Annotated in this window: 39 protein-coding genes and 1 tRNA gene; 11 read left to right on the forward strand and 29 right to left on the reverse strand. The window is 41.1% G+C overall.

The window, feature by feature from the left end; genetic code table 11:
• Positions 1-27: 27 nt before the first annotated feature.
• The 29 genes from AC07E5_RS04490 to AC07E5_RS04630 form a co-directional block, all read right to left on the reverse strand.
• Positions 28-597 (reverse strand): hypothetical protein, encoded by a 570-nt coding sequence (locus tag AC07E5_RS04490; protein ID WP_498624726.1) that lies wholly within the window; start codon positions 595-597, stop codon positions 28-30.
• 74 nt (positions 598-671) lie between these two features.
• The gene (locus tag AC07E5_RS04495) at positions 672-1,202 is read right to left on the reverse strand and encodes an antA/AntB antirepressor family protein (protein ID WP_498624728.1); all 531 of its coding nucleotides are present in this window, start codon (positions 1,200-1,202) and stop codon (positions 672-674) included.
• Between the two features lie 265 nt (positions 1,203-1,467).
• Positions 1,468-2,229 (reverse strand): phage tail tube protein, encoded by a 762-nt coding sequence (locus AC07E5_RS04500; protein WP_253104427.1) that lies wholly within the window; start codon positions 2,227-2,229, stop codon positions 1,468-1,470.
• A complete protein-coding gene (locus tag AC07E5_RS04505; protein WP_368779935.1) occupies positions 2,229-2,396 on the reverse strand; it encodes a hypothetical protein in 168 nt (55 codons plus the stop codon). Before AC07E5_RS04505 ends, AC07E5_RS04500 begins: the two co-directional genes overlap by 1 nt.
• Positions 2,397-2,405: 9 nt before the next feature.
• Positions 2,406-2,828 carry a phage tail terminator protein gene (locus tag AC07E5_RS04510; protein WP_498624730.1) on the reverse strand — a complete coding sequence of 141 codons (423 nt, stop codon included), beginning with the start codon at positions 2,826-2,828 and terminating at the stop codon, positions 2,406-2,408.
• Positions 2,803-3,300: a phage virion morphogenesis protein gene (locus AC07E5_RS04515; RefSeq protein ID WP_498624732.1), complete on the reverse strand. Its 498-nt coding sequence runs from the start codon at positions 3,298-3,300 to the stop codon at positions 2,803-2,805. Before AC07E5_RS04515 ends, AC07E5_RS04510 begins: the two co-directional genes overlap by 26 nt.
• Positions 3,301-3,307: 7 nt before the next feature.
• Positions 3,308-3,751, reverse strand: a complete 444-nt coding sequence (locus AC07E5_RS04520; protein WP_498624734.1) for a gp436 family protein — start codon at positions 3,749-3,751, stop codon at positions 3,308-3,310.
• Between the two features lie 5 nt (positions 3,752-3,756).
• Complete coding sequence (locus AC07E5_RS04525) at positions 3,757-3,936, reverse strand: hypothetical protein (RefSeq protein WP_180158849.1); 180 nt, start codon at positions 3,934-3,936, stop codon at positions 3,757-3,759.
• Between the two features lie 10 nt (positions 3,937-3,946).
• On the reverse strand, positions 3,947-5,026 hold the full coding sequence (locus AC07E5_RS04530) for a major capsid protein (protein ID WP_498624736.1): 1,080 nt from the start codon (positions 5,024-5,026) through the stop codon (positions 3,947-3,949).
• Between the two features lie 3 nt (positions 5,027-5,029).
• Positions 5,030-5,395, reverse strand: coding sequence for a hypothetical protein (locus tag AC07E5_RS04535; RefSeq protein WP_242769292.1), 366 nt, complete (start codon positions 5,393-5,395; stop codon positions 5,030-5,032).
• A gap of 3 nt (positions 5,396-5,398) precedes the next feature.
• Positions 5,399-6,358 (reverse strand): hypothetical protein, encoded by a 960-nt coding sequence (locus AC07E5_RS04540; RefSeq protein WP_498624738.1) that lies wholly within the window; start codon positions 6,356-6,358, stop codon positions 5,399-5,401.
• A gap of 56 nt (positions 6,359-6,414) precedes the next feature.
• Positions 6,415-7,620 (reverse strand): phage head morphogenesis protein, encoded by a 1,206-nt coding sequence (locus AC07E5_RS04545; protein ID WP_498624740.1) that lies wholly within the window; start codon positions 7,618-7,620, stop codon positions 6,415-6,417.
• Between the two features lie 213 nt (positions 7,621-7,833).
• A complete protein-coding gene (locus AC07E5_RS04550; protein WP_498624742.1) occupies positions 7,834-9,321 on the reverse strand; it encodes a phage portal protein family protein in 1,488 nt (495 codons plus the stop codon).
• A 10-nt stretch (positions 9,322-9,331) separates the two neighbouring features.
• Positions 9,332-10,894: a phage terminase large subunit gene (gene terL, locus AC07E5_RS04555; RefSeq protein WP_104852023.1), complete on the reverse strand. Its 1,563-nt coding sequence runs from the start codon at positions 10,892-10,894 to the stop codon at positions 9,332-9,334.
• On the reverse strand, positions 10,872-11,348 hold the full coding sequence (locus AC07E5_RS04560) for a DUF2280 domain-containing protein (protein WP_498624744.1): 477 nt from the start codon (positions 11,346-11,348) through the stop codon (positions 10,872-10,874). Before AC07E5_RS04560 ends, terL begins: the two co-directional genes overlap by 23 nt.
• Positions 11,349-11,394: 46 nt before the next feature.
• The gene (locus tag AC07E5_RS04565) at positions 11,395-12,024 is read right to left on the reverse strand and encodes a putative metallopeptidase (RefSeq protein WP_498624745.1); all 630 of its coding nucleotides are present in this window, start codon (positions 12,022-12,024) and stop codon (positions 11,395-11,397) included.
• A 281-nt stretch (positions 12,025-12,305) separates the two neighbouring features.
• Positions 12,306-12,470 (reverse strand): hypothetical protein, encoded by a 165-nt coding sequence (locus tag AC07E5_RS04570; protein ID WP_208011711.1) that lies wholly within the window; start codon positions 12,468-12,470, stop codon positions 12,306-12,308.
• A gap of 111 nt (positions 12,471-12,581) precedes the next feature.
• A tRNA-Arg gene (locus tag AC07E5_RS04575) sits at positions 12,582-12,658 on the reverse strand.
• A 275-nt stretch (positions 12,659-12,933) separates the two neighbouring features.
• Positions 12,934-13,398, reverse strand: coding sequence for a hypothetical protein (locus AC07E5_RS04580; protein ID WP_168526674.1), 465 nt, complete (start codon positions 13,396-13,398; stop codon positions 12,934-12,936).
• A 207-nt stretch (positions 13,399-13,605) separates the two neighbouring features.
• The gene (locus tag AC07E5_RS04585) at positions 13,606-14,160 is read right to left on the reverse strand and encodes a hypothetical protein (protein WP_498624748.1); all 555 of its coding nucleotides are present in this window, start codon (positions 14,158-14,160) and stop codon (positions 13,606-13,608) included.
• Complete coding sequence (locus tag AC07E5_RS04590) at positions 14,157-14,561, reverse strand: DUF559 domain-containing protein (protein ID WP_225530860.1); 405 nt, start codon at positions 14,559-14,561, stop codon at positions 14,157-14,159. The genes AC07E5_RS04585 and AC07E5_RS04590 overlap by 4 nt, the downstream gene beginning before the upstream one ends.
• Positions 14,554-14,814, reverse strand: a complete 261-nt coding sequence (locus AC07E5_RS04595; protein ID WP_498624749.1) for a hypothetical protein — start codon at positions 14,812-14,814, stop codon at positions 14,554-14,556. Before AC07E5_RS04595 ends, AC07E5_RS04590 begins: the two co-directional genes overlap by 8 nt.
• 2 nt (positions 14,815-14,816) lie before the next feature.
• On the reverse strand, positions 14,817-15,020 hold the full coding sequence (locus AC07E5_RS04600; protein WP_242769316.1) for a hypothetical protein: 204 nt from the start codon (positions 15,018-15,020) through the stop codon (positions 14,817-14,819).
• Positions 15,017-15,283 carry a hypothetical protein gene (locus AC07E5_RS04605; RefSeq protein WP_498624751.1) on the reverse strand — a complete coding sequence of 89 codons (267 nt, stop codon included), beginning with the start codon at positions 15,281-15,283 and terminating at the stop codon, positions 15,017-15,019. The genes AC07E5_RS04600 and AC07E5_RS04605 overlap by 4 nt, the downstream gene beginning before the upstream one ends.
• Positions 15,280-15,564, reverse strand: a complete 285-nt coding sequence (locus AC07E5_RS04610; RefSeq protein ID WP_498624752.1) for a hypothetical protein — start codon at positions 15,562-15,564, stop codon at positions 15,280-15,282. Before AC07E5_RS04610 ends, AC07E5_RS04605 begins: the two co-directional genes overlap by 4 nt.
• Complete coding sequence (locus AC07E5_RS04615; RefSeq protein ID WP_498624754.1) at positions 15,561-16,310, reverse strand: ATP-binding protein; 750 nt, start codon at positions 16,308-16,310, stop codon at positions 15,561-15,563. The genes AC07E5_RS04610 and AC07E5_RS04615 overlap by 4 nt, the downstream gene beginning before the upstream one ends.
• Positions 16,307-17,209 carry a replication protein gene (locus tag AC07E5_RS04620; RefSeq protein ID WP_498624756.1) on the reverse strand — a complete coding sequence of 301 codons (903 nt, stop codon included), beginning with the start codon at positions 17,207-17,209 and terminating at the stop codon, positions 16,307-16,309. Before AC07E5_RS04620 ends, AC07E5_RS04615 begins: the two co-directional genes overlap by 4 nt.
• 44 nt (positions 17,210-17,253) lie before the next feature.
• A complete protein-coding gene (locus AC07E5_RS04625) occupies positions 17,254-17,712 on the reverse strand; it encodes a phage regulatory CII family protein (protein ID WP_498624757.1) in 459 nt (152 codons plus the stop codon).
• A gap of 51 nt (positions 17,713-17,763) precedes the next feature.
• Positions 17,764-17,982: a Cro/CI family transcriptional regulator gene (locus tag AC07E5_RS04630; protein WP_151805483.1), complete on the reverse strand. Its 219-nt coding sequence runs from the start codon at positions 17,980-17,982 to the stop codon at positions 17,764-17,766.
• Positions 17,983-18,096: 114 nt separating this feature from the next.
• Here AC07E5_RS04630 and AC07E5_RS04635 point away from each other — a divergent pair, with 114 nt between their 5' ends.
• From AC07E5_RS04635 to AC07E5_RS04685, 11 genes are all read left to right on the forward strand, one after another.
• Positions 18,097-18,825, forward strand: coding sequence for an XRE family transcriptional regulator (locus AC07E5_RS04635; protein WP_498624759.1), 729 nt, complete (start codon positions 18,097-18,099; stop codon positions 18,823-18,825).
• Between the two features lie 21 nt (positions 18,826-18,846).
• Positions 18,847-19,059 carry a hypothetical protein gene (locus tag AC07E5_RS04640; protein ID WP_498624761.1) on the forward strand — a complete coding sequence of 71 codons (213 nt, stop codon included), beginning with the start codon at positions 18,847-18,849 and terminating at the stop codon, positions 19,057-19,059.
• Positions 19,060-19,185: 126 nt separating this feature from the next.
• The gene (locus AC07E5_RS04645) at positions 19,186-20,868 is read left to right on the forward strand and encodes an AAA family ATPase (RefSeq protein ID WP_035265474.1); all 1,683 of its coding nucleotides are present in this window, start codon (positions 19,186-19,188) and stop codon (positions 20,866-20,868) included.
• A 15-nt stretch (positions 20,869-20,883) separates the two neighbouring features.
• On the forward strand, positions 20,884-21,735 hold the full coding sequence (locus AC07E5_RS04650) for a DNA adenine methylase (RefSeq protein WP_035265476.1): 852 nt from the start codon (positions 20,884-20,886) through the stop codon (positions 21,733-21,735).
• 146 nt (positions 21,736-21,881) lie between these two features.
• Positions 21,882-22,235, forward strand: a complete 354-nt coding sequence (locus AC07E5_RS04655) for a hypothetical protein (protein ID WP_498624763.1) — start codon at positions 21,882-21,884, stop codon at positions 22,233-22,235.
• 104 nt (positions 22,236-22,339) lie between these two features.
• Positions 22,340-22,657: a hypothetical protein gene (locus AC07E5_RS04660; protein WP_498624765.1), complete on the forward strand. Its 318-nt coding sequence runs from the start codon at positions 22,340-22,342 to the stop codon at positions 22,655-22,657.
• Positions 22,654-22,911, forward strand: a complete 258-nt coding sequence (locus tag AC07E5_RS04665; protein WP_498624767.1) for a hypothetical protein — start codon at positions 22,654-22,656, stop codon at positions 22,909-22,911. Before AC07E5_RS04660 ends, AC07E5_RS04665 begins: the two co-directional genes overlap by 4 nt.
• A 2-nt stretch (positions 22,912-22,913) precedes the next feature.
• Positions 22,914-23,894: a YqaJ viral recombinase family nuclease gene (locus AC07E5_RS04670; protein ID WP_498624769.1), complete on the forward strand. Its 981-nt coding sequence runs from the start codon at positions 22,914-22,916 to the stop codon at positions 23,892-23,894.
• A 29-nt stretch (positions 23,895-23,923) separates the two neighbouring features.
• A complete protein-coding gene (locus AC07E5_RS04675; protein ID WP_498624770.1) occupies positions 23,924-24,916 on the forward strand; it encodes a recombinase RecT in 993 nt (330 codons plus the stop codon).
• 139 nt (positions 24,917-25,055) lie between these two features.
• A complete protein-coding gene (locus tag AC07E5_RS04680; protein WP_498624771.1) occupies positions 25,056-25,808 on the forward strand; it encodes a hypothetical protein in 753 nt (250 codons plus the stop codon).
• Entirely contained in the window at positions 25,808-26,071 is a 264-nt protein-coding gene (locus AC07E5_RS04685) for a hypothetical protein (RefSeq protein WP_498624772.1), read from the forward strand. The genes AC07E5_RS04680 and AC07E5_RS04685 overlap by 1 nt, the downstream gene beginning before the upstream one ends.
• Positions 26,072-26,077 lie beyond the last annotated feature (6 nt).

The following is a 26,077-nucleotide window of genomic DNA, read 5'->3' on the forward strand; positions in this document are numbered from 1 at the left end:
TCACATCACGAAATGTCATGACCAAAATCAATCAACAACCTTCAAATCTTCCATAAGTTTTTTAAATTCACGGTTTTGAGCATGTTGTGCTGAGCGCATTAAATTGACCTGTGACCGCATTTTTCTAAGCTCACTTCTTTGTGCGGCTTTTACATACTGCAGATATGCACCGTATGACATATTCATAATGTCATCGTGACGATGACCAGACTCAATTAAATACTGGAACGAATCAAACCAAGTGCTTTTCTCGTTACTTGTCTTGCTGCCACGCTTTGGTTTTTCAGGCTTGAAATATGCTGTATTCACAGTTAAGACTGCTCGCAGCATACCTAAAAATAAAGCCTGATCTTTTGCCACATTAAAAATGCTTTCTGCTTCCAGATTGGTGGTCATGACGCAGACTTGAATCACTTCAACCGTGTGAGCCTTAAATAACTCAATCAAAATTTCATCTGAATAATCTTTGTCTGTCAAAAACTCTTTGACCGTTTCAGCATGTCTGCAGAATAGATCAAGTGACTTAACTTGAATTTGCCTTACTTCAATTTCGCCAATTTGAAACGTGCGGTTATCTGCTAAGAAAAAATCATTCATGATGGAATCTCAAAAAAGCCACCCTAAGGTGGCGGTAGCTTGAATTTCAGATTTAGAATCCAGAATACTTTTCCTTATTCATCTTCTTTAAAATCTAGGCTGGGTTGCGCTTCTTTAATCAGCTCGTCTAACTCTTTAAGCATGGCTGGTTTTGTCTGCTTGCCATTTACTGATAAAAACCGCCCCGCTTCCGATAAGCACTGTGTAATCAATTCAACTTGTGCTGAAAGCTTACCAATGCGCACCTGCAAACCATCTTTTAGATGACGTGCCAATTCTTCTTGCTCGATATAGTATTTGCGGATTTCATGGCCTTTTTCGTTGCGCTCCATCATTCCAAGATGCTTTGTCATATCCACCGAGATGATGTATTCAATTGAAGTTTGACCAGTCTTTGAAAGCTCCACTTTTTGGTGGAGCTTAACGTAGTCAAAGTTTTCTTCGAAATTGCACTGAGTAATTCTTCGTTTAATCCATGTTGAAAAGTCCTGCTTGCTCTCTAGCATTTTGTGCAGGTCACGCGCATTCACACCGAGTTGAACTTTTCCATTTAATTCAACTTCGATAAATGGGGTTTGTTTTTCATGGTTTACCATCATGTTCATAAGATTTCCTCTTATATGCTCATGTTCAAAAAAAGAAACTGGCAGGCACGTTGAACATGGAAACGTGCTTTTCGAACCGTCGTTCTAGCCAGTGGTTTGCCTGAAAACAGGCATAAAAAAACCGCCCTTTCGGACGGTTTAATTAAGTGGTGGGATGAATCCCTTTCGTTTTCATTAATCGCTTAATGCAAATGAAAGAAATTTAAAAAAAGGCACAAAAAAAGACGCTTATGCGTCGTGGAGTTTTCTTGTGCCTGTGTTGGTTTTAAGGTGATGGTACCGATGGAATTGTTACGATATGACCGTACAACCCAAGTGCTGCGTCGCTTTGTTTTGAAACATCAGACAACGCTTGACCTGAAATAGAGTATTGCCCTAATTCTTCGTGAATCAGTGGAAATGTGGTTTCAGGTGACTTCTTAGTGCGCCATAAACGAACCGCCATGTGCTCGCTAGTAGCCGTGTTAATACCCTTGAAAAACAGCTCATATTCTGTTTCAAAGTCCGATGCCAGTGTCGTATGCGTTACTGCGCCAGTGGTGTAGCTTGCCAAAAGTGGCATAGTGAGGTCTGAAACATCGTTAAAAACAACCGTACCGAACTTTAGGTCCACTGTGTACTTTGTTGGGTCTACTGTAACCGCTGTTCCAGTTGTTGAATCTTTAAATGACACGGTAGACAAGTTATAACCGCCAAGCTTAATTTCTTGACCTGCCACCACAGTGCCAATATTTGCGTCGGTAATGGTTTCAGTGGTCACTTCGGTGGTTTCACCAGAAACAATGTATTTCAGGTTTTCTTTATCCACTTTTTCAAGCTGACCAGAGAAGTTTACCGCTGTAGTTTGAACCATGGTGAAGTCAGTTGTACGCTTGCCTGTCATCGATTCAACATGCTCTAGCACTTCAGCACTGATTTCTAATTCAAACTCTGGTACGTTGCCCAGATGACGCATTGCACCTGCCACACCATTGGTGATTTTAGATAAGTAAAACTCACCTTGTAGCGAAATATATTGAGTGCTCATTATTTAGCATCCCCTGTAGTTTTCTTTGTTGTTGCAGCTGTGGCTTTCACTTCTTGGATGACACCATCAGCAACTAATTTTTTGATCTGATCTTCATTCAGACCACCAACCAATTCGCCAACCTGAAAGCGACCTACAGGCTTTAAGGCTTTATATTGTTTCGCCATGTATGGCTCCTAGATAAACTTTTCAGATTCAAAAATAATGGTGATGTATGCAAAGCTTGAGCTATACCCATCACGCACAGACAAAAACCGCAATGGAATACGTGAAGAAGATGGCTTCCACCCCGCCAAAAGCTGAATGACTTTTTCAGTCAGTGCGCCCGCCTCATCTGCCACAGCGCTACCATCATTTAACTGTGATTGCGCATTGCGGCATGCAACCGTAACCGACCATTGCTGACCGATCTGATTCAACTTGCTGTTACCCTTGGAGTCTTTTAGGTCGATACGCACAAAGTTCACATGGGCAGATGGTGTGACCTGCGACATTTCAGTCACGTTTACCGAATTAAGCGGTGTATAGATTTTCCGAAAGTCTGAAATTTCTTCCAATTTTTCGGCAATTTCATCACGCACCGCGAAGAATGTAGTCATTAATAAAATTTCCTACGATGTCTAAAACCATTTCCTCATCATTCGCATTAATGCCAAGTTGAGTTCGTGGTGGTAAAACAGATTGTTTTACTTTGCGATATTGACCAGCTACTGCAAACGTAATGTACTGACCGTTTTTCGGAAGGATTGTTGCCCCATAATGAAGATACGGCGCATACTCAACATTGGTGCCAACTTCCACACCATTAGACAAAACATTATGTGTGTAGGAGTTCATCAAGCGCCCTGTATCACGCAGCGTTTGACCGCCTTGCTGTATTGCACGCCATGACATTTTCCATGGATTGCCATCAACATCACGCCCATTAAAGAAACGATCCTGCACACTAAAAATAAGCCCTGAACCAATTTCATCAAATAGTTTTGACTTATCAGCATCGAACTGATTTAAGCGAGTTAAGATTGCCTCAATAGGTGAACTATCAGCTTTGATCGTGATTGCAAATGCCACACACACCTCACTTGATGCTAGGCATCAGGTCTAAAGTGGAATCACCAAACACCCCACCTGTGTAGCTGGTACCGATCGGCATGGTAGATGGCTTATTCTTTGGCTGGTCGTCCACGATTTGGTTACTCACTGCATCCTGAATCTGCAAATGCGCTTTGTTGTTGGCCACCAACTTTAAAAATGAAATAGCATCGTCATAACGCTGTCGCACTTCATCCGTTGGTTGCTGAAAGTAGAGGCGATAACGTGCAATATCACACGCCATGCGCTCTAAATTACTTGGCACATTAGGCAACGGCAAAGCATAACGACCACCGATATAGCCGTTAATTTCTTCCGTTGCATCCTGAATGGCATCCTGAACCGCAGTTGATGTATTTGCATGCATCAATTTTAGTTCTTGGATTTCCTGACCAAATCGTGCAACCAAATTTGCTTCAGTTGCATACATAAGACTTACTCAGCTGTCGAGCGAGTACGGCGTGCAGGCTTTTCTTGAGTTTCCTCTTGATCAGCTTCCACTTCTTTAATCGCACCCATAACTAAAAGGGCCTTAGCACGTTCTGCACTAAGACCCTCGACTGTTTCGCCCGGTAGATACTGCCCTACGGACTGCGTTGCAATGTATTTAGCCATGCGTCACTCCTTAAATCGTGATGAAGCCAGTACCACCACAAATACCATTTTTATTTGATGGCACGACCAATGGAGCCGATTCAGTCATGAGTAAAATGCCGCTTGGATCTTCTTCGTACCATTGGCGGTCAAAGTATTCCAAAGCCAAGCCATTTGCATGGATGTTTTCGATCTTACATTGCGTCACATAACCATTGGTATCGGAAATAAGCGCAAAGTAATCCACTGGAATGAAGCGTTTCACCTGCCCTTTGTGGCGGTACGTTGCGTCATACGTCCAGATTTCAATATCACCCAAGTAGCCTTTGAACTTCGCAGAACGTGAGGCGTTTAGACCAGGGCGATAAGGAACGCTAATACCTGCATACGGCTCAACAAACTTAGCTTTAAATGCCGCATTCTTTTCCAACACTGACCACACTTTGCCAGTTGTAAGAATCATGGTCGCATCACCACCATTTTCATCCAACATGCGTTGTGCCATGGTTTCAATGTCTTCAACAGGCGTAGCACCTGCTTGATCCCAAGCGGTTGTCGGGGTAAATGCAAGTGATGCATCGCGACCAAAAGACACTACGTTTTTAGTGTAGTCGTCTGACTCAAGCACAATTTGACCAGTTGTGACCAATTCAGCCGCCATTAAGATTTTTCGATTATCAATCGAGTCGTGGTTACGCTTGATCGTTTCGATCTGAGCAATCATGTATTGCTCTGCTGTGCTCAACTGATTGTTACCTGTTGAGATAATGCCAGCATCACGCAAACGCGCCAATAAAGCGGTATCCCAAGCGGTTGCAGGAGTGACCTGATTCTTTGGTTTTAAGTAAGCTGGCTGTACGTGGCTTACTTGAATTGCTGTGGTGCGGTCAAACGGCTTACCTGGCACCTGTGGGGCAACCAATGGAGCAATGTCTGATTCAGTTTCAAGCTCGGCAATAGGCACCACATTTGTCGTGAATGATTTGCGACGAGGAAATAGCTTGTCCAAAAGCCATGTATCCATCGGCTCATAATTTGAATGAATTAATGCTAATTCATCAACGCCCAATAGCTCCAGTGGAGCACCATCAATAGTAAAACTTTGTGGCATGATTTACACCTTTGATAATTCAATGTTGTTTTTAGATGCTTTAGCGCGTGCTGCATCGTATTTGCTTGTTGCGAGTGCGGTACCAGCAATTGATACAGCCTCAATATTGAACACCCCACCGTTATAAACAGGGATTTCAGTACCGTTTGCAGCTGCTGCAGTTGCTTGTGCAGCTGTTAGTGTTGCACCGCAAATAACGTCCCAACTTGACTCATCGGCCGCTTGGGTGAGTACGTTTGCCGCAGAAAGGGCCAACAGATCGCCTTCTTTGTATGCCGTAGCAGTTGTGACCTTGGCATTAACACGGCGCGTCTTGCCTACATCCAAATTAAATGGACGTGATTCATGTGTAACTGAAACAGTGGTCATGGATTACTTCCCCTTTTGTTGTGCCGCAAATGCTTTTGCACCTGCAGATAATTGGTGTTCTTGGTTACCCGATGGCTCCCGTCCACCTTGCAGATTAGCTTGGTGGCTGAATAAGTGCGCCAATGCTGGATTTGCTAATGGTGCTTGTTGCTGCTGACCTGCAGGTGGTTGTTGTTGAGTCGATGCTGCAAATTGCTTAAGTGTTGCAGCCATCAAATCAAATGCATCATCTGGCATAGCCGCAAACTTGGTTTTTTCTTCAGCAGTAAATTCCTTGCCCAAGTCTTTGGCCAAAGCATCAATGGCTGAATTACGTTTATCTGCAGCAAACTTATTAAGTTGATCCTGCAAACCAGAAATGGTTTTTTCCTGCTCTTGGATTTTCGCTTTCGCTTGTTCTAAGTCCACGTCTGTGTCCTCTTTGCTAGATTGTGTTGGGTTATGGCTGGCTGCCACGGCGTTGGTGTTGTCATCTGCACCCAAAGCACAGAAAGACACTTCACGAATACGACCACCACGAAATACCGTGATAGGTCCTTGGTGAACTTTTCCATTGACCGTGACAGATGTATCAGCCTGAATTTCTTCTACAGATGAAGGCTCAATGCGTACTGACATTTGCCACGGAAAACCATCGTCAGAATCCTGAGCAACTTCGGTACCGAACTCGTTACTCATTAAGTCGCCTGAAACGACTAAACCCTGTTGGTGGTTAATGCTGTGTTCATTGATGACACCTGCACGCTGACGTGGTGAGTGATCGAGTAATGCTGGAATACGCCCCTTAATTTTCATTGAGTCCAAATCAAAAATAATTCGGTCCCAATACCAATGGTCTGTAATCACTTCACCGCTATATGCCACGCCTGTGAATGTGCGCTTTTTCTTGCCTTCCTCGGCTTGGTTGACGTTCAGATCGCCAAGCCGAAAGCAATATTTGTCCTGTGTTTCCTCTACTGGCATTTTCATGCTCCAATAAAAAAACCGCCCCAAATGGAGCGGTCATATTCATATTTAAATTAGTTCAGCAAAGGCTTGAGCGTATAAATCAGTTTGCCTTTGATTGTTTCAATCGAAACCACTTCAAACGACAAGCCAAACGGAATCAAAACACCTTGCCCTGCATTCAGCTTTTCGAGATCAATACCTAAACCTTTGGCATTCTGAATCTGAATCACGATGTCACCTGCAGAATCAGCCATTAGCAACGGCGCATTGAATTGTACTGTTTGTCCGACTTGATACGCTGCCACCTGCTGAATAGTCGCGGCACCTACCACGGTTGAAGTCGTATTGCTTGCCACAGCTTGCATTGCTGCCATGTCAGCACTCAGCCACCGTTTCAACACATCGTCAGCCAGTGAAGCAGCAGACGCATTTAAATACGTGCTTAGTGCCGTGTCATTGCCCTGCACATAATCAATAAACGTCCGAATTGCTGTTGGTCTAATCTTTGGGTCAAGCGGGATGACTGTATCTGCAATCGTGTTGAACAAATCCCGACTCTTGTCATCCATTGGTGCAAACAAACTTGTCAGCTTTTTGGATGCTGTCCACTCGGCTTGAATGACTTGCTTTTGGTCAAGCAAATACTCTTTATCCAGTGATGAATCAGCAATCTTTTTATCGACCAATGATTCAAGCTCACCAAACTGCAAAGGATGTGATGACCAGTCCAAAGCTTCAGCTACTTCTGGCAGCTTGTCATCTGGCGTAATGCCGTATTTCAATGCTTGTTTTTCGGTTAAAGCTATGCACGTGCATCTACAACGGAATGAGCTTGGCGGGTAGTGTGTCAGCCAAAACGGATGGTCAAATGGCAAAACAATCTTATCCAAAGCCAAGTGGCTTGGACGTACCCGACTGTCATTGATAGCCGAGTACATCAAGTAAGGACGTTTAGCCTTGTTACGGTCTTGTTGGATCCATCGCCCGTGACCATACGCATTTTGGATATTGGTACGAAATACGTTGTCCAGATAATGCTTAGGCAACTCGATACCTTCTTTTTCAACCAACTTTTGAAAGTCCTTAAAGGTACCACCGTCAGCAATGGATTTATTCACCGCCTTAATGACCGTTTCAATCTGCTCAAGACTCGACAAAAAGCTCACCGTGGTTGCCATTTGCCGTGTTTTTAAATCCAGTGAATAAAATTCATCAGACAATACAATCTTGCGCTGCCGTGCATATTGCAAGGCTTCAAGAAAGGTAACTGGCTGCATACAAGCACCCCACAATACCAACCATCACACCAAGTACGAAATACAAGCAAGCTCGATATTTCCAAGGGTACACGGCAAATAGTGAATGATCGGAAATAATTAACGGCGCTGGAGCGGGTACAAATTTAGATTTTACTGGCTCGCATGAGCACGGCATATATCCATTCCCATTGCGACCATTGAAACCCTTACGACATGAAATACATTTTCCCATCACTTATCCTCGCTCGCAGCCATATACCCCAAAATATCTGCAGCATACAAAGCCTGATCTAACTTGGCTGTGAACTCGGTTTTAGTGGCTTTCGGAATAAGCTGTGCAAGATTGAAAGCCAAAGACTCAGGACTATCCGATTCACTTAACAATTGCTGGATTTCAGACACGCTCAACAGTGATAAATCATCTTGGCCATCGGTCAGTTCTTCAACTTCCTGCTGAGCACCTGACAACTTATTTGGCTTAGCTTTAAAGTTGAATACCTGCTTAGGTACGTGTGTGAATTGATGAGGTACCACAGAAGTCGGTTCAATCACATCACCATCTTCCAGACCATATTCACGCTTAAAGTATTGTGGTGTTAATACTGCACCAGCATTTTTAAGCTTCACATCACGTTCCGCCTTTTCAGGTTCAAGTGACTTTTCCTCACCAAGAATAATCTGTCTGCGCTTCCAACCATTAAGATCGCACAATGCATTAATAATCGCCTGCACTGTTGGGGTAATCATCCGAATGTCTGCACGGTATTTCGCATTTTGGACCTCCAAATGCACATCACCTAAAGCACGAGAGCCTGATCCATCGGTACCACTGGTGAGCGTCTGACCTAAAACCACCTTTTGAATACGGCGTTCCAAATTCTTGTCGAATGTTTCATACGCTTGCGAGCCATTACCTACAGCCGATGCACTATGCAGTTCTACAGAGTCCATACTCGAAATTGCTAGAACAGAAGTTGCATGTGCTTTTAGTAATGCATCCCGCATATCTTGGTTGTGGCCAGTAGATGACTTGCCCACCAACAATGGCATACCGTACTTTTCCACAAATTTTGACCAGAACTTAAAGCCATTCGTTTTAAAGAACCAAACCCAGTACAAACGACTAAGCAGTGCCTCTCCATAAGGATTTTCAAACGTAGATTTACAGCGTGTTAAGAAGTGCTTAAAACGCTGGTCTACTTCTTGATCCTGATGTGTGTGGTTGTAGTTTTTTAAAAGAAGTAAAGTTCCATTACTCTTTGGCTCATACCATTGCATAGGCTTTTCACCAATCCATTCAAAGCCTATGAAAGGCGTGACAGTATCACCTTGAATATGAACCCTTGGGTTTTCAAGTTTGGAGTAAATTGCCTCAAGCACAGAATATCCGTACCATCGCGCGTTTTGTGCGCCTAAAATGATTTCAGACCACCATTCACGAAGATGTGCATACAGGATTTCTGTTTCTATACCTTCTGCTGGCTCTAGCCGCCATGGAGCACTTTCCAGTTTATCCTGTCGCTTCTCAATTGCCTGATAAACTTCATCGTCATACATCATGACTTTTAAGCGGTGTCTTGTGATACCTGCTTTACGCAGTACCTCATCCACATCAGGCATTTTAGTTAAATAATTGAGTAGCGCTTGTTCAGCCTCATGCACACTTAAGTTACCCGACACAGGCTTTTGACTTTCGGGATTGCGTTTTTTCTTAGCCATATTTAAAACCTTATGCCGCTGGTGGGCTGTAATTCAACATCACGACTGAATCTTCAATCGCATCAATTAAGGTATCGACTTGGTCGTCGTGATCATGGGTCATTTGGGCGTTAAATGCCTCACACTCATCTAGGAAGGATTGCTTCCAAGTTGCATTTCGAGGCAGCATGACAAACCTGTTTTGATTTTCAGGGTAAACATCAAAGTTGTTCTCTAGGTGTGGTGCTACATCCATAAAGCGAGTCAATTTGTCCTTTTCACGTTGAACAGGAATAATTGGAATACCGCCATATTTTTGCCATGACTGCACCAGTTGGGTTCCATGCGCCTTATCCTCAACTTTCATATATCGAACAGGCTTGGTTCTAAGGTCATACACCTTGTGTTTATCGATAAATGCTTTCGCTTTTTTATTCATCTCAGGCGCTTCCCATTTGCCGCGCAAAAGATCAATCAAATAAAGCTTGCCATCTACCCCCATACCAACCAAAAGAAAGACAGTGAAGTCATTTTCTTCTTTGACCTTTTGAGCGGTATCCACATATACAGCACGCCAAACCAGTTCAGGTAATTCGTGATATTCACCAAACCACTCGCCCTTGATTAGATCGCCACCTAATTTCTTAGGTCGCTGCATGTATTGGCTACTGAACGTGTAACGTGAAACTGTTGCGCCATCTTTGTCTTGGCCACCTTTCTCCAATTGCAGCAAAGACTGCAATGATTCTTTCAATGGCCAATAGCTTTGACGCCCTTTTTCGTCTCGCTCAACGTCACGCGGTACCTTCTTTTGAATATGCTCAGGCAGTGACTGAATGTAATCATCATCAATCAAGGCAGGGATTGAAATTTGATGCCATTCGCCTGGTACGTTGCCAGTCATAACAAAGTTAGTCGGATCCTCAACGTGCAAACGCTGCATGATCAAAATAATCGGTGTCGATGATTTAGCTTTACGTGAGTTCACCGTGTTTAGAATTTTACGGTTTGCTTTGTTACGTGCTGTCTTACTGAATGCATCTTCTGGTTTAAGTGGGTCATCAAGAATGATAGCCCCTGTAAACCCAAGATCAGCTAAGGTACCAGCACGACGCCCTGTAACCTGACCACCCATCGAGGCGCTATACACATGCCCCGCCTCATACCCATCTACTGTGGTTTTCCATGATGCCTTTGCATCGGTACTGGTTGAAATTTTGACTGGCCATAAGGCTTGAAAGTCTGGTGACTTCACGATATTTCGAGCTGTGGCCGAAACATCCTCAACCAAAGACTGTGAAAATGATAAATACAGAAAGCGTGAACGCTGGTTACGCCCAATCCCCCGTGCAATCAGGTTGGTAAGTAATTCAGTTTTACCACTGCCTGGTGGTACGTTAATCACAAGGTTGGGAATTTCACCACTGATAACTTTATCAATCGCATCAGCAATATATTCATGGTGCCAATTCACCAAGAATTTAAACCCCATACGTGGCAGGAAAAATGCCCGAGTAAAAAACAAATGCTCATCTTCACATTTGATTCTTTTTGCTTTTAATTTGACTGGGTCAATATTCGCTCTCGAGTTCATTTATCGCCTGCCTTACCTGCTCATCAGTGGCAGTAACAACTACTGTATTTTTGTTCTGAATCGGTCCACCACCTGCGCCTGTGATTTCTTGTTTATTTGTAAACTGCCCACCGCAGTCTTTAGCAGCCTGTTCAAGAATCTTGAGTGACATCACTGTGTTCTTTGCATTGCGCTCTAATTGCTTCTGATACTGCTTTAAGCGGTAATGCTTGTTTGCAATCGGGATATCAATTAAGCCAGCATCAAAGTCGGCGCGTGTCTTATTGAATAAATCGACAAATTTTTTACTTAGATTTCTGCCTGAATATTTTGTTGGATCGTAAGCCTGGCATTGGCTTCGTGAAATTTGAATCCCATACTCTTGTTTGACGAGATCAACCACCTCTTGAGGGGTGTCACGGCATGCAAGAGCTTGAACTATAAATATTTTTACAGGCTCTTTTAATGCTGCCATAAGCTCCCCTTTGTACAACTACGTACAACAAAGCAGGCAAAAAAATTTAAGCCAACTTCAATAAACACGTACCACATGCATGAGCAATTTTTGCTTTGCCGATTGTTGGACCATCATTTGCAAGCTCCACCATTTTTTGAACGTCTGGTGATGCACCGTAACGTTGAACGACACCGTGAAATTCTTCTACATCATGCGGTCGCAAATAATATTTATACTCGCCTGTAGACGGGCTGATTTGGTAGTTACCATCTTCATCTTTTTTAGCACCCACGTGATACAGCTCATGTTCGATCAATGCGCAAAAATCAGTATCGCTGGCATTGTGTGCAAACCATGCATCAATCGTGATGATGAAATTCGGCACACAACCAAACCAATCAATCATCTGTTTTTCTTGACGCAACTTTCGCCAGCCGCCCGCCATCGGTGCAAACTTTTCAGTCTGACCTAAAACAATTTTTTCAGACTTTTTAAACCCACTTGATGCCCATAGCACCATAAATAAATCATCATCCCATGGCGATATATGCATGTGATCAGGGTTGTGTAGCTCACCATCCTCATCAATGAATGTTTTTAAAATCCATTCTTTTAGTTCGTGTGCAGGCTCAAATCCCACTGGTTCTTCAGGATCAAGATCAAGCAGGCTTTGAGGCGGCATTGGTCGTTTCACAGCAATACATTCCGTAAGTTTCTAATTCGCTCTTTCAATCGGCGCATGATGCCGTCAATCGTTAGCATCTCATTTCGTGTCAATCCCGATCTACTGAGATTCTGATACTTAGACAGCTCAGCACTGCAAAATTCTAAGTCTTTTTTCGCTTGTACTTTGTCTGTCATGTAATCACCAATTAGAAAAGAAAAAGCCCCTCAACATCTAGAATGCAAGGGGCTTTATGTGCCGTAATCTGTTCGGCAAGTGCTACCAAGCCTATTGACTTGGCAACGGGGTTTTTAATCTATCTCAAGAATTACAAAATTCCATTTAGGGTAAGCTTTCTCAATAGCAGCCTCAACAGCTGATTCAGTCTTGCTTTCCGCCATTACACTAATTCTTGTTTTTCCTGATGGCTTTCCGCCATTTGGATGATAAAGAACGTAAACTCTAACCGATACCATAAAACCCCCTCTTGTTAAATTATTAAAATACTCTAAAAATCAATTAGATTGATTCACCCAATAAGGTATTAAATCCAACACAAAAGATCAATTGTTATGTATCTGTTTTTTTGGCACGCCATGTAGGATTCAAACCCACAACCATTGGTATAGAAGACCCATGCTCTATCCATTTGAGCTAATGGCGCTTAAAAAAGGATGTGGTGATCTGCCACACCCTTGCCTTAGATTACGATATTGACCAGCTCGGCAACTGATCTACCGCTACTCACAATCACACACACCCAACATGCACGGTCTGCTTTACTTGCTTTCAATCCTCTTTAGGTCGGGGCGCTACTCCCTAGCCTAGATTCCCGAAGGAAGTTTACTCGATGGTATGTTCCACTGGTCAGCACTCCAGTAGGCTTGGGTCGCCTTTTTACAGACATTAAAAAAGCCCGCCATTTGGCGAGCTTTTAACTTATTGACAATCTCTAAAGTTAATACTGTAAGATTTTAATTTTTTCATTGTTGGATTATTGATTTCATAAACAACATTTCCCTGAGTTGTTTTAGTAAAAAATTTAGATTCAAATATCAGCGGTTCTCCACACATTCTGTTTTTGATCATTTGCAAAAATAAACGTTCGTCCAATTTTTCTTCTAATTCCTCTACCGTGTTAATTCCATCTAACTCAAGTGAAACTCTCAGTCCATTCTGCGATAGCTTGAACATTGTATACGTAGTTTGACTATCAACCTGAGCTGGCAACCTTTTCGCAAATTCATTATTTATCAATCTGGTTACGTTTAAATATTTATCGTAATTAATTATATCAAATTTCTGATTCACCGCCCCAGCATCTAGGTACATTTGATCATAACTTTCAATTGCAAATACACTATTTCCAATCCCTAGTGCCAGTAACAAAAATATTATTTTCATGTGAAATCACTGCAAACCGGATAACTATCTTTTACTATATTAGTCCAAATCAAATATTTATAAAACGCAAAAAGCCCACATTTCTGTGAGCTTTACGGTAATTATCAGTCTTTCCTGATCGTCATTTGCTTTCGCTTATTAAGCTAGATAGCCATAATATGACCATCTTATAAAAACTATACCCTAGTTTTCGGAATAACGAAATACTTATGCTCGCAATTCTTTGTAAGTATTTTTTTTATACTTTTCAATCGCCTTTGATGCTTCATCAATTGCTGATTCAATAGCCATAACCATGAGTCGTTCATAGGTTTTCCATGTCATTCGATAATTATCAACCGTCATCTGGTGGCAATTAATACCCGCATAATACAAACGCCCCTGTGCTGTGAAATTAGCCTCAAGCTGAGGATCCAATGCAAAGTCTATAATCATACGCGCAATCAGGTACGCCATGTGATTTATTGTGATGTGTTCAGGCTCGCGCTTTTTATCTGCCATGGCGTTTTTAAGCATGATATTTACCAGATGCCCACGAACATATTCGTAATCACTTTCGCATTTACCATCAAAAACAATCAAAGCCGTAACTGACTTGGCTAATTGCGTCTCCATAGATGCAATAGCACCCAAGCGATCTTCATAATTCAAAGGCTTCTCTCCAGTGCCACGCACATTTGGTTCAAAATTTGGCGACTTAGCCGTAATGCCATGAGTCAGCCATTCAAATTGTTCAAACTTTTCCGCCACTGCTGCATTCATCCCTTCACCAACCCTTCAATCTGTTTAATCGCAAAACCACTTGTCACTTGCTCTGTGCTGAACCGTAAAACCTGAAAACCCAACATTGTTGCCGCGTTATATTTTTCCATGTCCCCTATGTAGCCCTTGCCCCTTGTGTGACGCCCACCGCTCCAAATACCGCCTTCAATCTCGATCAATAATTTCGTATTTTTGATATGAAAATCTGCCCGCCATTTTCGTGATGTGTGAAATTTAAATTCCTGCACAAATTCGATTTTTAACGCTCTGAGCTGCTGGATTAATGCTGCCTCACCCACACTTTCCACCTTTGCGCCTTTAACCTTTTTCTTACGCTTGCTGGCAGTCTTACGACCACCGCCATAAAGTTTTCTGTATTCAGCAAGCGAGATGCTAGTCACTGGCACCTCGCAAAGCCTTTTCCAAAACAAAAATCAACAATGCCGCATCATCTTCATCACAATAATTACCTGTGATACTCAAGGCTTTATCAATCCGATCTTGCTTTTCTGCCCAAACCCGATAAGCCAACCGCACAGTCAGATTCTCAAACTCACCATCACGTTGAATGAACAGACGCTCACCGTGTTGGAAAACTAATGTTTGGTATTCAGGCGTTGTTTTCAGCCATTCTTGGAAGTCATTCGCTTTCATGCTCAATCCCCTTGCAGCAACTTCAAAACCAACACCACGACAGCCAATGCACTGCAAAGGCCAATCCCAAAGCTAAACCCTCGGCTCATCCATTCCATAACCGCAGTGTTATTGAATCCACCACTGAGCCACTTCCAAAAGAACCTAATTGCAAAAAATAAAAATGCGCTAAGCAGCACACAAATCAAAAAGTCTTTATTGCTCATAAATCCCCTTGCACTATCGTCATTGGACTAATGTGGTTTTTAATATCACTCACATAATCAGTGTTTTTATCAATGCGGTGGCCAACTGCTATTTCTTCAGGTGTTGCATGGCGAACACAAAAACACGGCACAAGAAACTCTCCAAATAAGCGAATAGCCAAATGGCTGCCGCTATTGTCCAGCCTCAAAACTGGATACACTGCGCTGTACTTCTTGAGCTTGCCTTCAACCACAACAACCCTGTCACCTGCTTTAAAACTCATGCCTTCACCTCAAATAATTCCTTGGCCATACCTGATAAGTAATAGCGATACCCAGTGTTTACATAGCCAGTGCGACGCACTAACCCAATGCCTTCCAAGTTTGTTAAATATCGCTGTACCGATCTCTTTGACATGCCTGGTAATACCTGCGCTCGAATCACGTCAACTGAGGCAACTTTGGTGTTTTTAATAAAAATTAGAACTGCGATACCGCGTGTTAACTGCGATACGCCCTTAGATCCAACAAAATCCATTGTTGAAAAATCTTTAGGATGCTTCAAACTGCACCCCCTACTCGCTGATCTGCCCAGTTGCATTCCACAACATCCAACCCATCATGTTGAAAACGGGACCACAGTCGATCACCTAAATCTTTGCGCAATTCTTCTAACGTATAATTTGAAATGAGCATCGTTGGCTTTCCTTCGTCATAACGTGCGTACAGCACTTTGTGCACCAGCTGCAGTCTGTTCTCGTGCCGATCATGCAAACCGTATTCATCCAAAATCAGTAAGTCATACTCAGTGAATCGATAAACGGCTTGTGCTTCGGTGTCATCAGGCTTAGTCCATGCATTGGCAATTTCTGCTGCCATGTCTTCAGACGTGATGTATCTTGCGAATTTGCCCTTATCCAAAGCGTTTCTAGCCACGGCGCAAGACAGATGTGTTTTACCCGTACCTGTACGACCAACCATGATCAAATTACGTGTAAGGCCCGTAATAAAATCCTTGGTGTATTTCACGCAAAGCTCTTTGGCATTTCTTTGGCCATCGTTTTGAGTGATGTACTCGTTGAATCCACTTTTGGCGTGTCGGCTTGGGAGTTTGGCACCTTCAAAGTGTTTTTTTCGCACCATGGCATCAACTGCTTTTTGGTGCTCAAGGTTGCTTTGAATCACATTTTCTTTAGCACAGGTTCCACAAATTAAACTACTCCCTGCTTTGATTTTGAGTTCACCGTGGATGGGACAAATGTCACTACTCACTTGGAAATTAAATCCTGCTACTGCTGCAATTGAGTTCATACAAGGTCCCCCAAATCGATATCGTCAGTTGAGCAAGGCGCATACTGAGTCACATCACCCCAAGCGTCGTTGACGTTTCGTGAAGTGCTAACTTGGCTTTGTTTGTGTTGGTGGGTGTTTGTACTGCGTGAAAACTTTCGCTTAATCCATTTCACAAAATTTGAATACATCTGAGTTTCTGTAATCAGGCCAGATTTAAACTTTTGCTCGTAATGCGCATTGACCTCCAGCAAAACCTGATTCACTTGATCTTGTGTCATTGGCATTTCACCTGATCGTTGCAACCAAGAATTCAAAGAATGTAAATCTGGTGTCCAGAGATTCAATACCTGATCTACTGGATTTTGCTGCGTGTTTCTCTCTTTAAAGTTTTCTTTAAATGTTTCTTTAAGTGTTTCTTTAATAGTGCCCCGTTCAACGGGACTAGTCCCGTCACCTTTCGCGGTACTAGTCCCGTCCCGTTTGGCGGTACTAGTCCCATCACCTTTAAGGGTACTACCCTCATTTGGTACTAGTCCCTTTTCGCGGTACTGGTCAGGAGTGAATAAATATTCATTTAGACATCCTGTTGTTCTCTCAACTTTGATCAAACCAAGTTCTTCCAGATCGCGAATACATGACATAACCGTGTCGCGTTTTTTAATCCCGCAATACTTTTGAAATTGAGTAATAGCAATTGGGTGTGATGCGCGATCAAACCCTATGGTTTGGCGCATGACAAACATTAAACACTTAAATGCCTTATCGTTTAACTGAGCCATAATCCGACTATCAATTAACATGTTAGGCATCTTGGTGTAGCGCTCTTCTTTATTCGACATAGCTTTGCGCTCATTTTTTGGGAAATGAACTACTTGCCCTTGAGGTAGTGGTGGTTCATGTGCTAAATTTGTGTTCATTCAATGCCCTCTAAGTTTTGAATACAAAAGCCTGACCTAGACCGTCAGGCTTTTTCTTTGCCTTCAACACAAGCGTGTACCTTGGCATCCAGTTCAGCCAATATCTTGTGTAGCTTGTTTATGACTCGTGACATATCCACCGCTTCACCACGAGTTATACGGCCATCCAACATCATTTCTTTGAATACAGATTGAATGTCACCGCCACTGATCCCCATGTTTAACACCAGTTCAGTCAAGGCTGTGTCGCGGCATTCAGGAATTTTAGGTATATCAATTGCAACCTTGCCGTGCTCTACATTAAGTGCATGCAAAATACGGTAGTCGTTTGTGATTCCCATTAGTTTTGAAGCTTCAGCAAGCGTAATGTGATGGGTATCCGTATTTGGATTCACTTTGCTGTTCAGCACGGCTGGGCTTTTAATGCCGAGTCTTGGTGCTAGAGCATTTGCCCCACCTGGGTAGTCATGCACCGTGTGATATGCCGCATCTAAGATGTTCATTTAGGCTTCCTTTGAACGTGTTTAAATAAAATCAATTGGTTGATAATTGATTTATGCAGTTAATGCGGGAGCTATAGATGAAACTGACTTATCACGGCGTATTTCAAAATGAATACTGGGAATCAAAGCCATAATTTTTCCAACGGATGGGTCTGGAACATACTCCCCCCACTGGTTTACAGCTTGTGGAGTAACCCCTATCTCATCTGCTAAGTGGGATGCATTTTTGAAGAATTTCATAGCATCACTTGTCTTAATCAGTACTTTCACTTTTATTCCTCAAAGTACGCTTTATTTTTAAAGCATACTTTAATAAACATTTGCAAGCAAGCTTTATTATTCATGTTGTAAGCTAGCTTTAAATTTAAAGTGGGTTTTATTTTTATGAACACTCTTCAGGATAGGATTAACCTTGCTATTAGCCATTTCTTGAAAACCAGAAATGAAAAGAAATTAAAAAGAAGTGAAATGGCAAAGTTTTGTGGTGTGTCAGTTGCCGCCATAGGTCAATGGATTAACGGACAAACCAACTCACTTGATAGTTTAAAAAATGCAAAGGCTGCACAGTACTTGGGTGTAAACCCACACTGGCTAGCTGGCGATTCAAAATTTAAAATGCTGGACGATGTTGATTCAACTATTAAGTTTGATCCACTTGTTGCTGTAGATACCGTGGTTGCAACCGAAGACCACAAAGATGATTTTGTTTGGATCGATGTTGTTGAGGCTGTCTTTTCATGTGGCGCTGGCGAATCAATTGAATTTCACTTTGACACCATTAATGGAAAAATCCCATTTTCACCTTCATTTATGAAAGACAAAGGCGTTACTGAAAAATCCATGAAAATCATTAAAGCCAAAGGCGAAAGCATGGCGGATTTCATTAAGGATGGTGACCTAGTTGGTATTAACTTAGCGCAAACAGACATTATAGATGGTGAAATTTACGCTGTGTATTTGGCTGGCGAAGGCATGTTGAAGCAAATATTTAAAGAAGCTAACGGCTCTTTGGTGCTTCATAGCTTGAATGAAAAGTTTCCAGACAGAATTGTAAGTGAAGAAAATGGAAGGAATTTTAAAGTAATAGGTCGCCAGTTTTGGCGGGCGGGATAAATTTAAAAATAGAGAATACTTATGCACCCAAAACAAATAATGAATCAAATCATTGAGCGTATTAACAAGGCTTCAGCCGCTAACGAACCGCTAACGCTAAACCCTGAAGAAGTTAAAATTCTCTCAGAAGAAATTGGCGATCTACACTTCATTCCTGTTCTTACTAATGAGCAATTGATCCAGCTATGCAATGAGGGAAAGTTGGGTCAAAAGATGGTTGATAAGAAAGATTGATAAAAAAGCCGCTAATGCGGCTTGGGTAAGGTAGTTGGATTGTATAGGGATGTTTAAAATTTTATTTACTTTCATTTTATGATTTTACAACTTTAATTTATTGAATTTATTTTTATTGGGGCGGTAATGAAATATATAAAGTTATCTAAATTATCCTTTGATGAAATAGGTATAAGAAAATTAAAAAATTTTAGCATACCTATTACTGAAAGAATAACTTTAATAGCTGGGCATAATGCTATTGGTAAATCAACAATTCTTGGAATAATAGCAAACAGTTCAGGAATTAAATCTGCAGATTATAAATCGTATTTTGAAAAAACTTATCAATCAAAATTTGAAGAATTATTTTATCTAGATGATTCTGAAATACTACCCCCAGGTCATCGTGGCCATGCAATCCTTACTTATTATATTGAAACACAAAATAAGGAAGGCTTTGATTTTTGTGCAATCCATAAAAAGAAATGCAATATTAGTAAAAATACTACGTTATCAACAATAAGGCCTCGTTTAATTCCGAGAAGTGAAGACCGCGAACAAAGTGAAGAAATTGGAATTGGTGCTGGCGATGGTAAAATACCTTTACCAACTATATATTTAGGAATGAGTCGAATGACCCCAATTGGGGAGTTTGAAGATGCTGATATCAGCAAAAAAATTCTTAAAAATATGGACGATGAAGATAAAAGGTTTATACATGAAATATTCAATAAAATAATTAGAATAAATAGTGTTTCTGCTTCTGAAGTAATTGACCATGATTTCAAAGGAAGTAAAAAAAGATCTAAAGTACCAAATATGGATTTCAATACTTTATCTATATCTTTAGGGCAAGATTCTGTCAGTGCAATCGTCACTGCTTTAGCCTCTTTTAATAAATTAAAAAGAGAATTAAAAGAAGCTTATATTGGTGGAATTTTAGTTATTGATGAAATAGAGTCGGGGCTTCATCCTAAAGCTCAAATGAATCTTATTGAAGTATTAAAAAAACAAGGAAGAGACCTGAAACTGCAAATTATGGCTACGACACACTCTCTTACTATCATTAAATCTGTTCTTAAAGATCAAGAAGACCAAAGTAAGTTTGAAGAGCCAAAGGATTCAGTAGTTTATTTACAAGATACTCGAATGCCAAGGCCAATGCCATTTCCAACATATGAAAAAATTAAAAATGATATGCTTCTTAGTATTGAAGAGGTTAAAGATTTACCATCAATTAAAGTTTATTTTGAAGATAAAGAAGCTTGTTTTTTCTTCGAAAAAATAATGAAATATTTAAACTTAAAGGACGAACTTATTGAGTTTGGTCGTTCTCTTAAATTAACTTCAGCATCCCTGGGTTGTGATGTTCTAATAAAATTAAATAAAGCAGATGATTATTTTAAGAATGTAGTTATTATTCTTGATAATGATATCGTTACTAAATCAACTTATCTGGAATATGTACTTTCTCAAAAGAATATTCTGACGTTACCTGGGGATAAATCATTTACCCCCTCCACTCCTCCTTATTTAAGAAATCCTGAAAATATTATTTATAGTTATCTCAATGACAAATTAAAAAATTACTATGATAACTTAGATTTTTGGGAGAATTGTAAGTATACATCCGATTATGTTGAACAAAATATACTCAAATTAAATCAAAGTGATATGTCTAATAATGAAATTATGAAAAAATGGTTTAACACCAATACCACACATTTTGATAATATGGAAATTATTGAAAAATGGTGCGCTGAGAACGATTCATCAGTTCAAAAATTTAAACAAGAATTTTTCGAAGTTCTTGCACACTTACACTAAAGGCTCTAAATCTTTATGCGCTTCTCAACCCCGCTACGCTATCCTGGTGGAAAAGCCAAATTTGCGCCCTTTGTAAAAGATCTGATGGAAATAAACCATCTTTCGGGCGATTATCTCGAGCCTTTCGCGGGAGGTGCAGGTGTAGCTTTAGATTTGCTCTTTAGTGAGTATTGTAAAAATATACATATCAATGATTTTGACAGAGCTGTTTATAATTTCTGGAAATCAGTGACTTTAGAAACAGAGGAATTCCTAAAGGTCTTGTATGATACTCCAGTAACTATTGAAGAATGGTATAAACAAAAAGCTATTCTTTCTGCTCCCACTGAACATTCTGAACTTGAACATGGCTTCGCTGCATTCTTTTTAAATCGTACTAACCGTTCAGGGATCTTAAAAGGTGGAGTAATTGGTGGTAAAAATCAGGATGGCCACTATAAGCTTGATGCGCGTTTTCATAAAGAAAATTTAGCCAAGCGAATTGAAAAAATTGGAGAGTTTAAGGAGCGCATCAAAGTCTACAACTATGATGCTCTAGAGTTATTAAGCAAAGTAGATTCTTTACTTCCGGAAAATTCTCTCATTTATTTAGATCCTCCTTACTACGTCAAAGGTCAGGGTTTATATCGTAATTTTTATGTTCATGAAGATCATGTACAAATTCGAAAAGCTTTAGATAAAGTAAGAACAAAATGGATAGTTTCTTATGATAATTGCCCAGAAATTAAAGAAATTTATTTAGGGTATCGCCAAGAAGATTATGAACTTAACTATAGTGCCTATTATAAGGTTAAAGGCTCTGAAGTAATGATCTACTGCGACAATATAAAAAAAGTTAATATCCCATCTAAACAACATCAACAGTAACTTAATTTAGCTATTGCTTAAATCCATCCAACCCACCCCAGCGGTGGGTTTTTTGTGTAATAACTCTGTAACAGTGGATTTAAACGTAGTTTTATACCATTTATTATATTTACTCTAATGATTTAGAAGACAAAAAGGAAAATAAAATGAAATACGTGTTAGGTGCAACTCTTGTAGCTCTAGCGATCACTGGCTGTACTTCGACTCCAAATAAAGAAGTTACGCGCGAAAACGTGATACGCAATGCCCCTGAAAATACACAAGTTATCAGTTTTGTAGGCCCTAATGATTTAAAACTTTTCCTAAAATCATCAGACCTATTTGAAACTGCACAAATGATTGATGGATCGGGTAAAGTTTATCATCTTAAACGCGCTGTTTCTGGTAGTGGAGTTCGCTTAGCGAATGATGATGGAGTTTCTATTCACTTCAAAGGCGGTGAAGGTATCGTCGAGTTTGAGAAAGACAAGCCGATCAGTATTACTGAAGTAAAAAAATAAAGTATCAACTTAAGATCAACCCACCCCAGCGGTGGGTTTTCTTTTGTCTATTAAAGCACAAATTAAAGTAAAGTTTAAAATATTTATTAAAGTATGCTTTACACATGCAATTTATTAAAGTATGCTTTAATTATCAAAACAAAAAAAGCACACCGACCGTCAAATCATGTGTGCTTTTCCAAACTGCGAGGTCAATTATGACAACAAATACTTCTCATAACAAGCTAGTCGAAAGGCTAATTAAGCGCCAAGACAAAAAACGCTTCGTTTCTAAGCTTAAAAGCTTTGCTTCAAATGCTGCTGCATCTGCGCTGATTGCAGTAAGCACATTCATCTTTTTTGGTGTTGGTTTAAAAGCTTGTGAAGCGGAACAAGTTTCACAGGTTAATGCAACCAAAGCGCATTTGGAGGCTATGCGATGATGGCTTTCATTCCTAAAGTTGCTACCCCTATTGAAGCAACACACCACATTTTGGTCAATGGTGAAACGCTGGAGTATTACCGCGAAGACACAAACCAAAAGTTTGATGGCGGTCTGTGGGTTGATCTGAATTCTAAGTTTTTCCCGACATGGGTTACGCCTATCAACCAAATGCCTGCACAAGTAAGTCGTGGTTATGTGCGTTCTGAAATTTATCCTCGTAAACACGTTTTTGGCGCTTATCAGGGAGATTGAATATGAATACTGCAGTGGATTTACAAAGTGCTGAAAACGCCCGCCAAGCATGGCTTGAGTCTCGTCGTTTAGGCATTGGCGGTTCTGATGTGGCTGCAATCCTTGGTTTGAGCAAGTACAAATCACCTTATCAATTGTGGCTTGATAAAACTTCACGGTCTGAACTTGAAGATTCTCAATCTGAGGCTGCTTACTGGGGCAACACTTTAGAAGACATTGTGGCCAAAGAGTATGCCAAACGGAATGGCGTTAAGGTGCAGCGTGTTAATGCAACGATCGCTCACCCTGAACAAGACTGGATGCGTGCCAATATTGACCGCGCCATTATCAATCCAGAAATTGCAGGCAATGTGCGGATCAAAGATGGCAAGCTGACCACAGACCGAATTCTTGAGTGCAAGACTGCAAACCAATACTTGGCAAAACTTTGGGGTGATGAACAAACCGAATCGGTACCTGATTATTACCTGACTCAATGCCAGTGGTACATGGGTATTACAGGTGCATCACTTTGCGGTTTAGGTGTGCTGATCGGTGGTCAAAAGTTCCGTACCTACCAAATTGCTTTCGACCCTGAATTGTTTGAAATGCTTGTCGAGCAATGTTCTGAGTTTTGGCATGAGCATGTACTGGCAGACGTACCACCAGCGCCAACCACATTTGATGATGTCTTGCATCGTTGGGCAAAACACAATCCTGATCAGGCGCTGCAAGCAGATGACGACCTTGCCCAGCTAGTAGCTGAGTATAAGGACCTAAACGCCACGATCAAAGAAGCAAGTGGCGAACTTGATGCATTAAAGCTGCAGATCTGCACACGAATGGAAGATGCAGAAATGATTATTGCTGAAGAAAAGCGTTTGGCCACATTCAAATATCAGGAACGCAACACCTTAGACAGCAAAGCATTAAAGGCTGCACATCCTGAGATTTATGAACAATTTTTAAAGACCTCTAGCACTCGTGTGCTGCGCGTGTCTTAAACCAATAACTAAAGTATAGGAATTTAAATATGACCAACATCACTACAACTCAAAATACCGCAGTGAATTTTTTAACGCCTACAACACTGCAAGAAGCAATGCAGATTGCTGACCTTTTGGCGGGTTCTGACATTGTGCCAAAGGATTATCAACGCAAGCCTGGCAACATTCTTGTTGCTATGCAATGGGGTGCTGAAATTGGGTTGCAGCCACTTCAAGCAATGCAAAACATTGCTGTAATTAATGGTCGCCCTTCTATCTGGGGTGATGCAATGCTTGCCTTGGTGCGTGGCTCAGGCTTACTTGACTTCATCCGTGAAGAACTTTCAGAAGATGGTACCAAGGCGATTTGCACTGTAAAGCGAAAAGGCGAAGAGCCAACCGTTTCAGAATTCAGTATGGAGGATGCTAAAAAAGCAGGCTTATCAGGTAAGCAAGGACCTTGGACACAGTATCCAAAGCGCATGATGAAGTTACGCGCACGCTCTTATGCTTTGCGTGATGTCTTCCCTGACGTGCTCAAAGGTATGGCAATTGCTGAGGAAGAAAAGGATAAGGAAATTGATATTACCCCTGCTGCGGTTACACCTGAAACAAGCACAGCAAAAGCCAATAGTGGTTCGTCAGCATTAAAAGCACGCATGGCTAAGAAGCAGGCGGTTGAGTCTGTTGCTACTGAAATTGACTTAACACCATATTACCAGCGCATTGATAACGCAACGTCACTTGATGATTTGAAGCAGGTCGGTGCTGATATTGCGGCACTTAATTTGGGTGAGCCAGCCAAATCTGAAATTGGTGAGGCATACAAAGCCAAGCACAAAGAGCTTAAAGAAGCTCAGATGTTCCCTGCTGAATCTGTGACCGCTGTGATTGATGAAATCAACAATGCAAGCGACTTAGATGCGTTGAATACGGTTATGGCGACCCGCTTTGAACCATTTACAGCAAAAATGACTGAACAGCAAATTGCTCAAATTAATTCAGCGTATGAAGCTCAAGAAGCAGCTCTAACACCATGAGTTTCTCATATTCAACCATCACCCGAACACTAACAGTGTTCGGGACCAAGATGACACACATATTTAACAACGTGAGTTTAGGTGAAATTGACAGCCTAATTCTTGACGCAAAATTCAAAGAAGCGAACTGGAGAGAATAATGAATTCAGCTGCTGATATGAGACGCTTTCATGAGCAGACAGCTCTACAAAAAGCAAAAGACAAGGTAATTGATGCTTTAAAGAATGACCCGCTTGGCTTGTCTGCAAATCAATTAATGACTGTTTGCCGCCTTAGTATTAAGACCGTGAAAAACATCCTAGCAACGATCGATGTGCAAGAAGAGCATGGTGTTTATTTTCTGTCAGGTGTGGCTAGAGCAGAAATTTCAACTGAACCAGAGGCAGAACAAGTCACAACTGTGGTACAGGGAAAGGTTCATGATGCAATTTTGCAATATTTGCATGACTTTCCTGCAGGTTTAACAAAGCCTGAATTGATGGCTGCTTTGCAACTAAATGACAAGCAATTCGCCAATGGCATTTATAAGCTGAATAAGGATGGTGCAATTATCCGTACTGGTAAATTCGGCAGCTACAAATACCAATTAAAAACTAATGGCCAAGAAATGAATACTGAAGTTATTGCGGCACCAGCTGCTGAAGAAAATGTGATTAGTGTGCAGCCTGTTGTAGAAACATCTGCTCAGGATCCACAACCAAGTGAGCCTGATGCCATCGCTTTATTAAAAGAGCAGGTTAAAACAGTGGTCACACGTAAAAGCGAATTGACTCTACAGCAAGACCAACTGACTGAGCTTTTATCAAGTGTTTTTGGTTTAGACACTGTCAATTTTCACATTGAAGGCAACATCTTAGTGGGTGTGCATCTTTCTCAAGAAGAGGTGGCGTGATGAAAAAAATAGATTTAACAAATTTTGAAGGAACGGCTGATCAGTTGGGCGAACAAGTATTTAAGCAATTAATCGCGCCAATGCTTGATGAAATGAAATCTCAAGATCCTGATTCAGCAAAGCTGTTTGCATTTTCTATTCTTTGGCTTGGTCTTGCTTCGTATGCAAATCAATTTAAACCTGAGGGAGCAAAGAAAAGCATTAATTTTACTGTTGATAAATTTATGTCGGCTTTCGACGAATTTAACAAAAGACCGAGTTGAGGTGGC

This window comes from Acinetobacter seohaensis (genome assembly GCF_056431365.1).

Bases quoted from the DNA above. Each gene is read 5' to 3' on its own strand.
- AC07E5_RS04490 (WP_498624726.1), bottom strand. From the start codon at position 597: ATGAATGATTTTTTCTTAGCAGATAACCGCACGTTTCAAATTGGCGAA.
- AC07E5_RS04495 (WP_498624728.1), bottom strand. From the start codon at position 1,202: ATGAACATGATGGTAAACCATGAAAAACAAACCCCATTTATCGAAGTT.
- AC07E5_RS04500 (WP_253104427.1), bottom strand. From the start codon at position 2,229: ATGAGCACTCAATATATTTCGCTACAAGGTGAGTTTTACTTATCTAAA.
- AC07E5_RS04505 (WP_368779935.1), bottom strand. From the start codon at position 2,396: ATGGCGAAACAATATAAAGCCTTAAAGCCTGTAGGTCGCTTTCAGGTT.
- AC07E5_RS04510 (WP_498624730.1), bottom strand. From the start codon at position 2,828: ATGACTACATTCTTCGCGGTGCGTGATGAAATTGCCGAAAAATTGGAA.
- AC07E5_RS04520 (WP_498624734.1), bottom strand. From the start codon at position 3,751: ATGTATGCAACTGAAGCAAATTTGGTTGCACGATTTGGTCAGGAAATC.
- AC07E5_RS04525 (WP_180158849.1), bottom strand. From the start codon at position 3,936: ATGGCTAAATACATTGCAACGCAGTCCGTAGGGCAGTATCTACCGGGC.
- AC07E5_RS04530 (WP_498624736.1), bottom strand. From the start codon at position 5,026: ATGCCACAAAGTTTTACTATTGATGGTGCTCCACTGGAGCTATTGGGC.
- AC07E5_RS04535 (WP_242769292.1), bottom strand. From the start codon at position 5,395: ATGACCACTGTTTCAGTTACACATGAATCACGTCCATTTAATTTGGAT.
- AC07E5_RS04540 (WP_498624738.1), bottom strand. From the start codon at position 6,358: ATGCCAGTAGAGGAAACACAGGACAAATATTGCTTTCGGCTTGGCGAT.
- AC07E5_RS04545 (WP_498624740.1), bottom strand. From the start codon at position 7,620: ATGCAGCCAGTTACCTTTCTTGAAGCCTTGCAATATGCACGGCAGCGC.
- AC07E5_RS04550 (WP_498624742.1), bottom strand. From the start codon at position 9,321: ATGGCTAAGAAAAAACGCAATCCCGAAAGTCAAAAGCCTGTGTCGGGT.
- terL (WP_104852023.1), bottom strand. From the start codon at position 10,894: ATGAACTCGAGAGCGAATATTGACCCAGTCAAATTAAAAGCAAAAAGA.
- AC07E5_RS04560 (WP_498624744.1), bottom strand. From the start codon at position 11,348: ATGGCAGCATTAAAAGAGCCTGTAAAAATATTTATAGTTCAAGCTCTT.
- AC07E5_RS04570 (WP_208011711.1), bottom strand. From the start codon at position 12,470: ATGGTATCGGTTAGAGTTTACGTTCTTTATCATCCAAATGGCGGAAAG.
- AC07E5_RS04580 (WP_168526674.1), bottom strand. From the start codon at position 13,398: ATGAAAATAATATTTTTGTTACTGGCACTAGGGATTGGAAATAGTGTA.
- AC07E5_RS04585 (WP_498624748.1), bottom strand. From the start codon at position 14,160: ATGAATGCAGCAGTGGCGGAAAAGTTTGAACAATTTGAATGGCTGACT.
- AC07E5_RS04595 (WP_498624749.1), bottom strand. From the start codon at position 14,814: ATGAAAGCGAATGACTTCCAAGAATGGCTGAAAACAACGCCTGAATAC.
- AC07E5_RS04600 (WP_242769316.1), bottom strand. From the start codon at position 15,020: ATGAGCAATAAAGACTTTTTGATTTGTGTGCTGCTTAGCGCATTTTTA.
- AC07E5_RS04605 (WP_498624751.1), bottom strand. From the start codon at position 15,283: ATGAGTTTTAAAGCAGGTGACAGGGTTGTTGTGGTTGAAGGCAAGCTC.
- AC07E5_RS04615 (WP_498624754.1), bottom strand. From the start codon at position 16,310: ATGAACTCAATTGCAGCAGTAGCAGGATTTAATTTCCAAGTGAGTAGT.
- AC07E5_RS04620 (WP_498624756.1), bottom strand. From the start codon at position 17,209: ATGAACACAAATTTAGCACATGAACCACCACTACCTCAAGGGCAAGTA.
- AC07E5_RS04625 (WP_498624757.1), bottom strand. From the start codon at position 17,712: ATGAACATCTTAGATGCGGCATATCACACGGTGCATGACTACCCAGGT.
- AC07E5_RS04635 (WP_498624759.1), top strand. From the start codon at position 18,097: ATGAACACTCTTCAGGATAGGATTAACCTTGCTATTAGCCATTTCTTG.
- AC07E5_RS04640 (WP_498624761.1), top strand. From the start codon at position 18,847: ATGCACCCAAAACAAATAATGAATCAAATCATTGAGCGTATTAACAAG.
- AC07E5_RS04645 (WP_035265474.1), top strand. From the start codon at position 19,186: ATGAAATATATAAAGTTATCTAAATTATCCTTTGATGAAATAGGTATA.
- AC07E5_RS04650 (WP_035265476.1), top strand. From the start codon at position 20,884: ATGCGCTTCTCAACCCCGCTACGCTATCCTGGTGGAAAAGCCAAATTT.
- AC07E5_RS04655 (WP_498624763.1), top strand. From the start codon at position 21,882: ATGAAATACGTGTTAGGTGCAACTCTTGTAGCTCTAGCGATCACTGGC.
- AC07E5_RS04660 (WP_498624765.1), top strand. From the start codon at position 22,340: ATGCAATTTATTAAAGTATGCTTTAATTATCAAAACAAAAAAAGCACA.
- AC07E5_RS04665 (WP_498624767.1), top strand. From the start codon at position 22,654: ATGATGGCTTTCATTCCTAAAGTTGCTACCCCTATTGAAGCAACACAC.
- AC07E5_RS04670 (WP_498624769.1), top strand. From the start codon at position 22,914: ATGAATACTGCAGTGGATTTACAAAGTGCTGAAAACGCCCGCCAAGCA.
- AC07E5_RS04675 (WP_498624770.1), top strand. From the start codon at position 23,924: ATGACCAACATCACTACAACTCAAAATACCGCAGTGAATTTTTTAACG.
- AC07E5_RS04680 (WP_498624771.1), top strand. From the start codon at position 25,056: ATGAATTCAGCTGCTGATATGAGACGCTTTCATGAGCAGACAGCTCTA.
- AC07E5_RS04685 (WP_498624772.1), top strand. From the start codon at position 25,808: ATGAAAAAAATAGATTTAACAAATTTTGAAGGAACGGCTGATCAGTTG.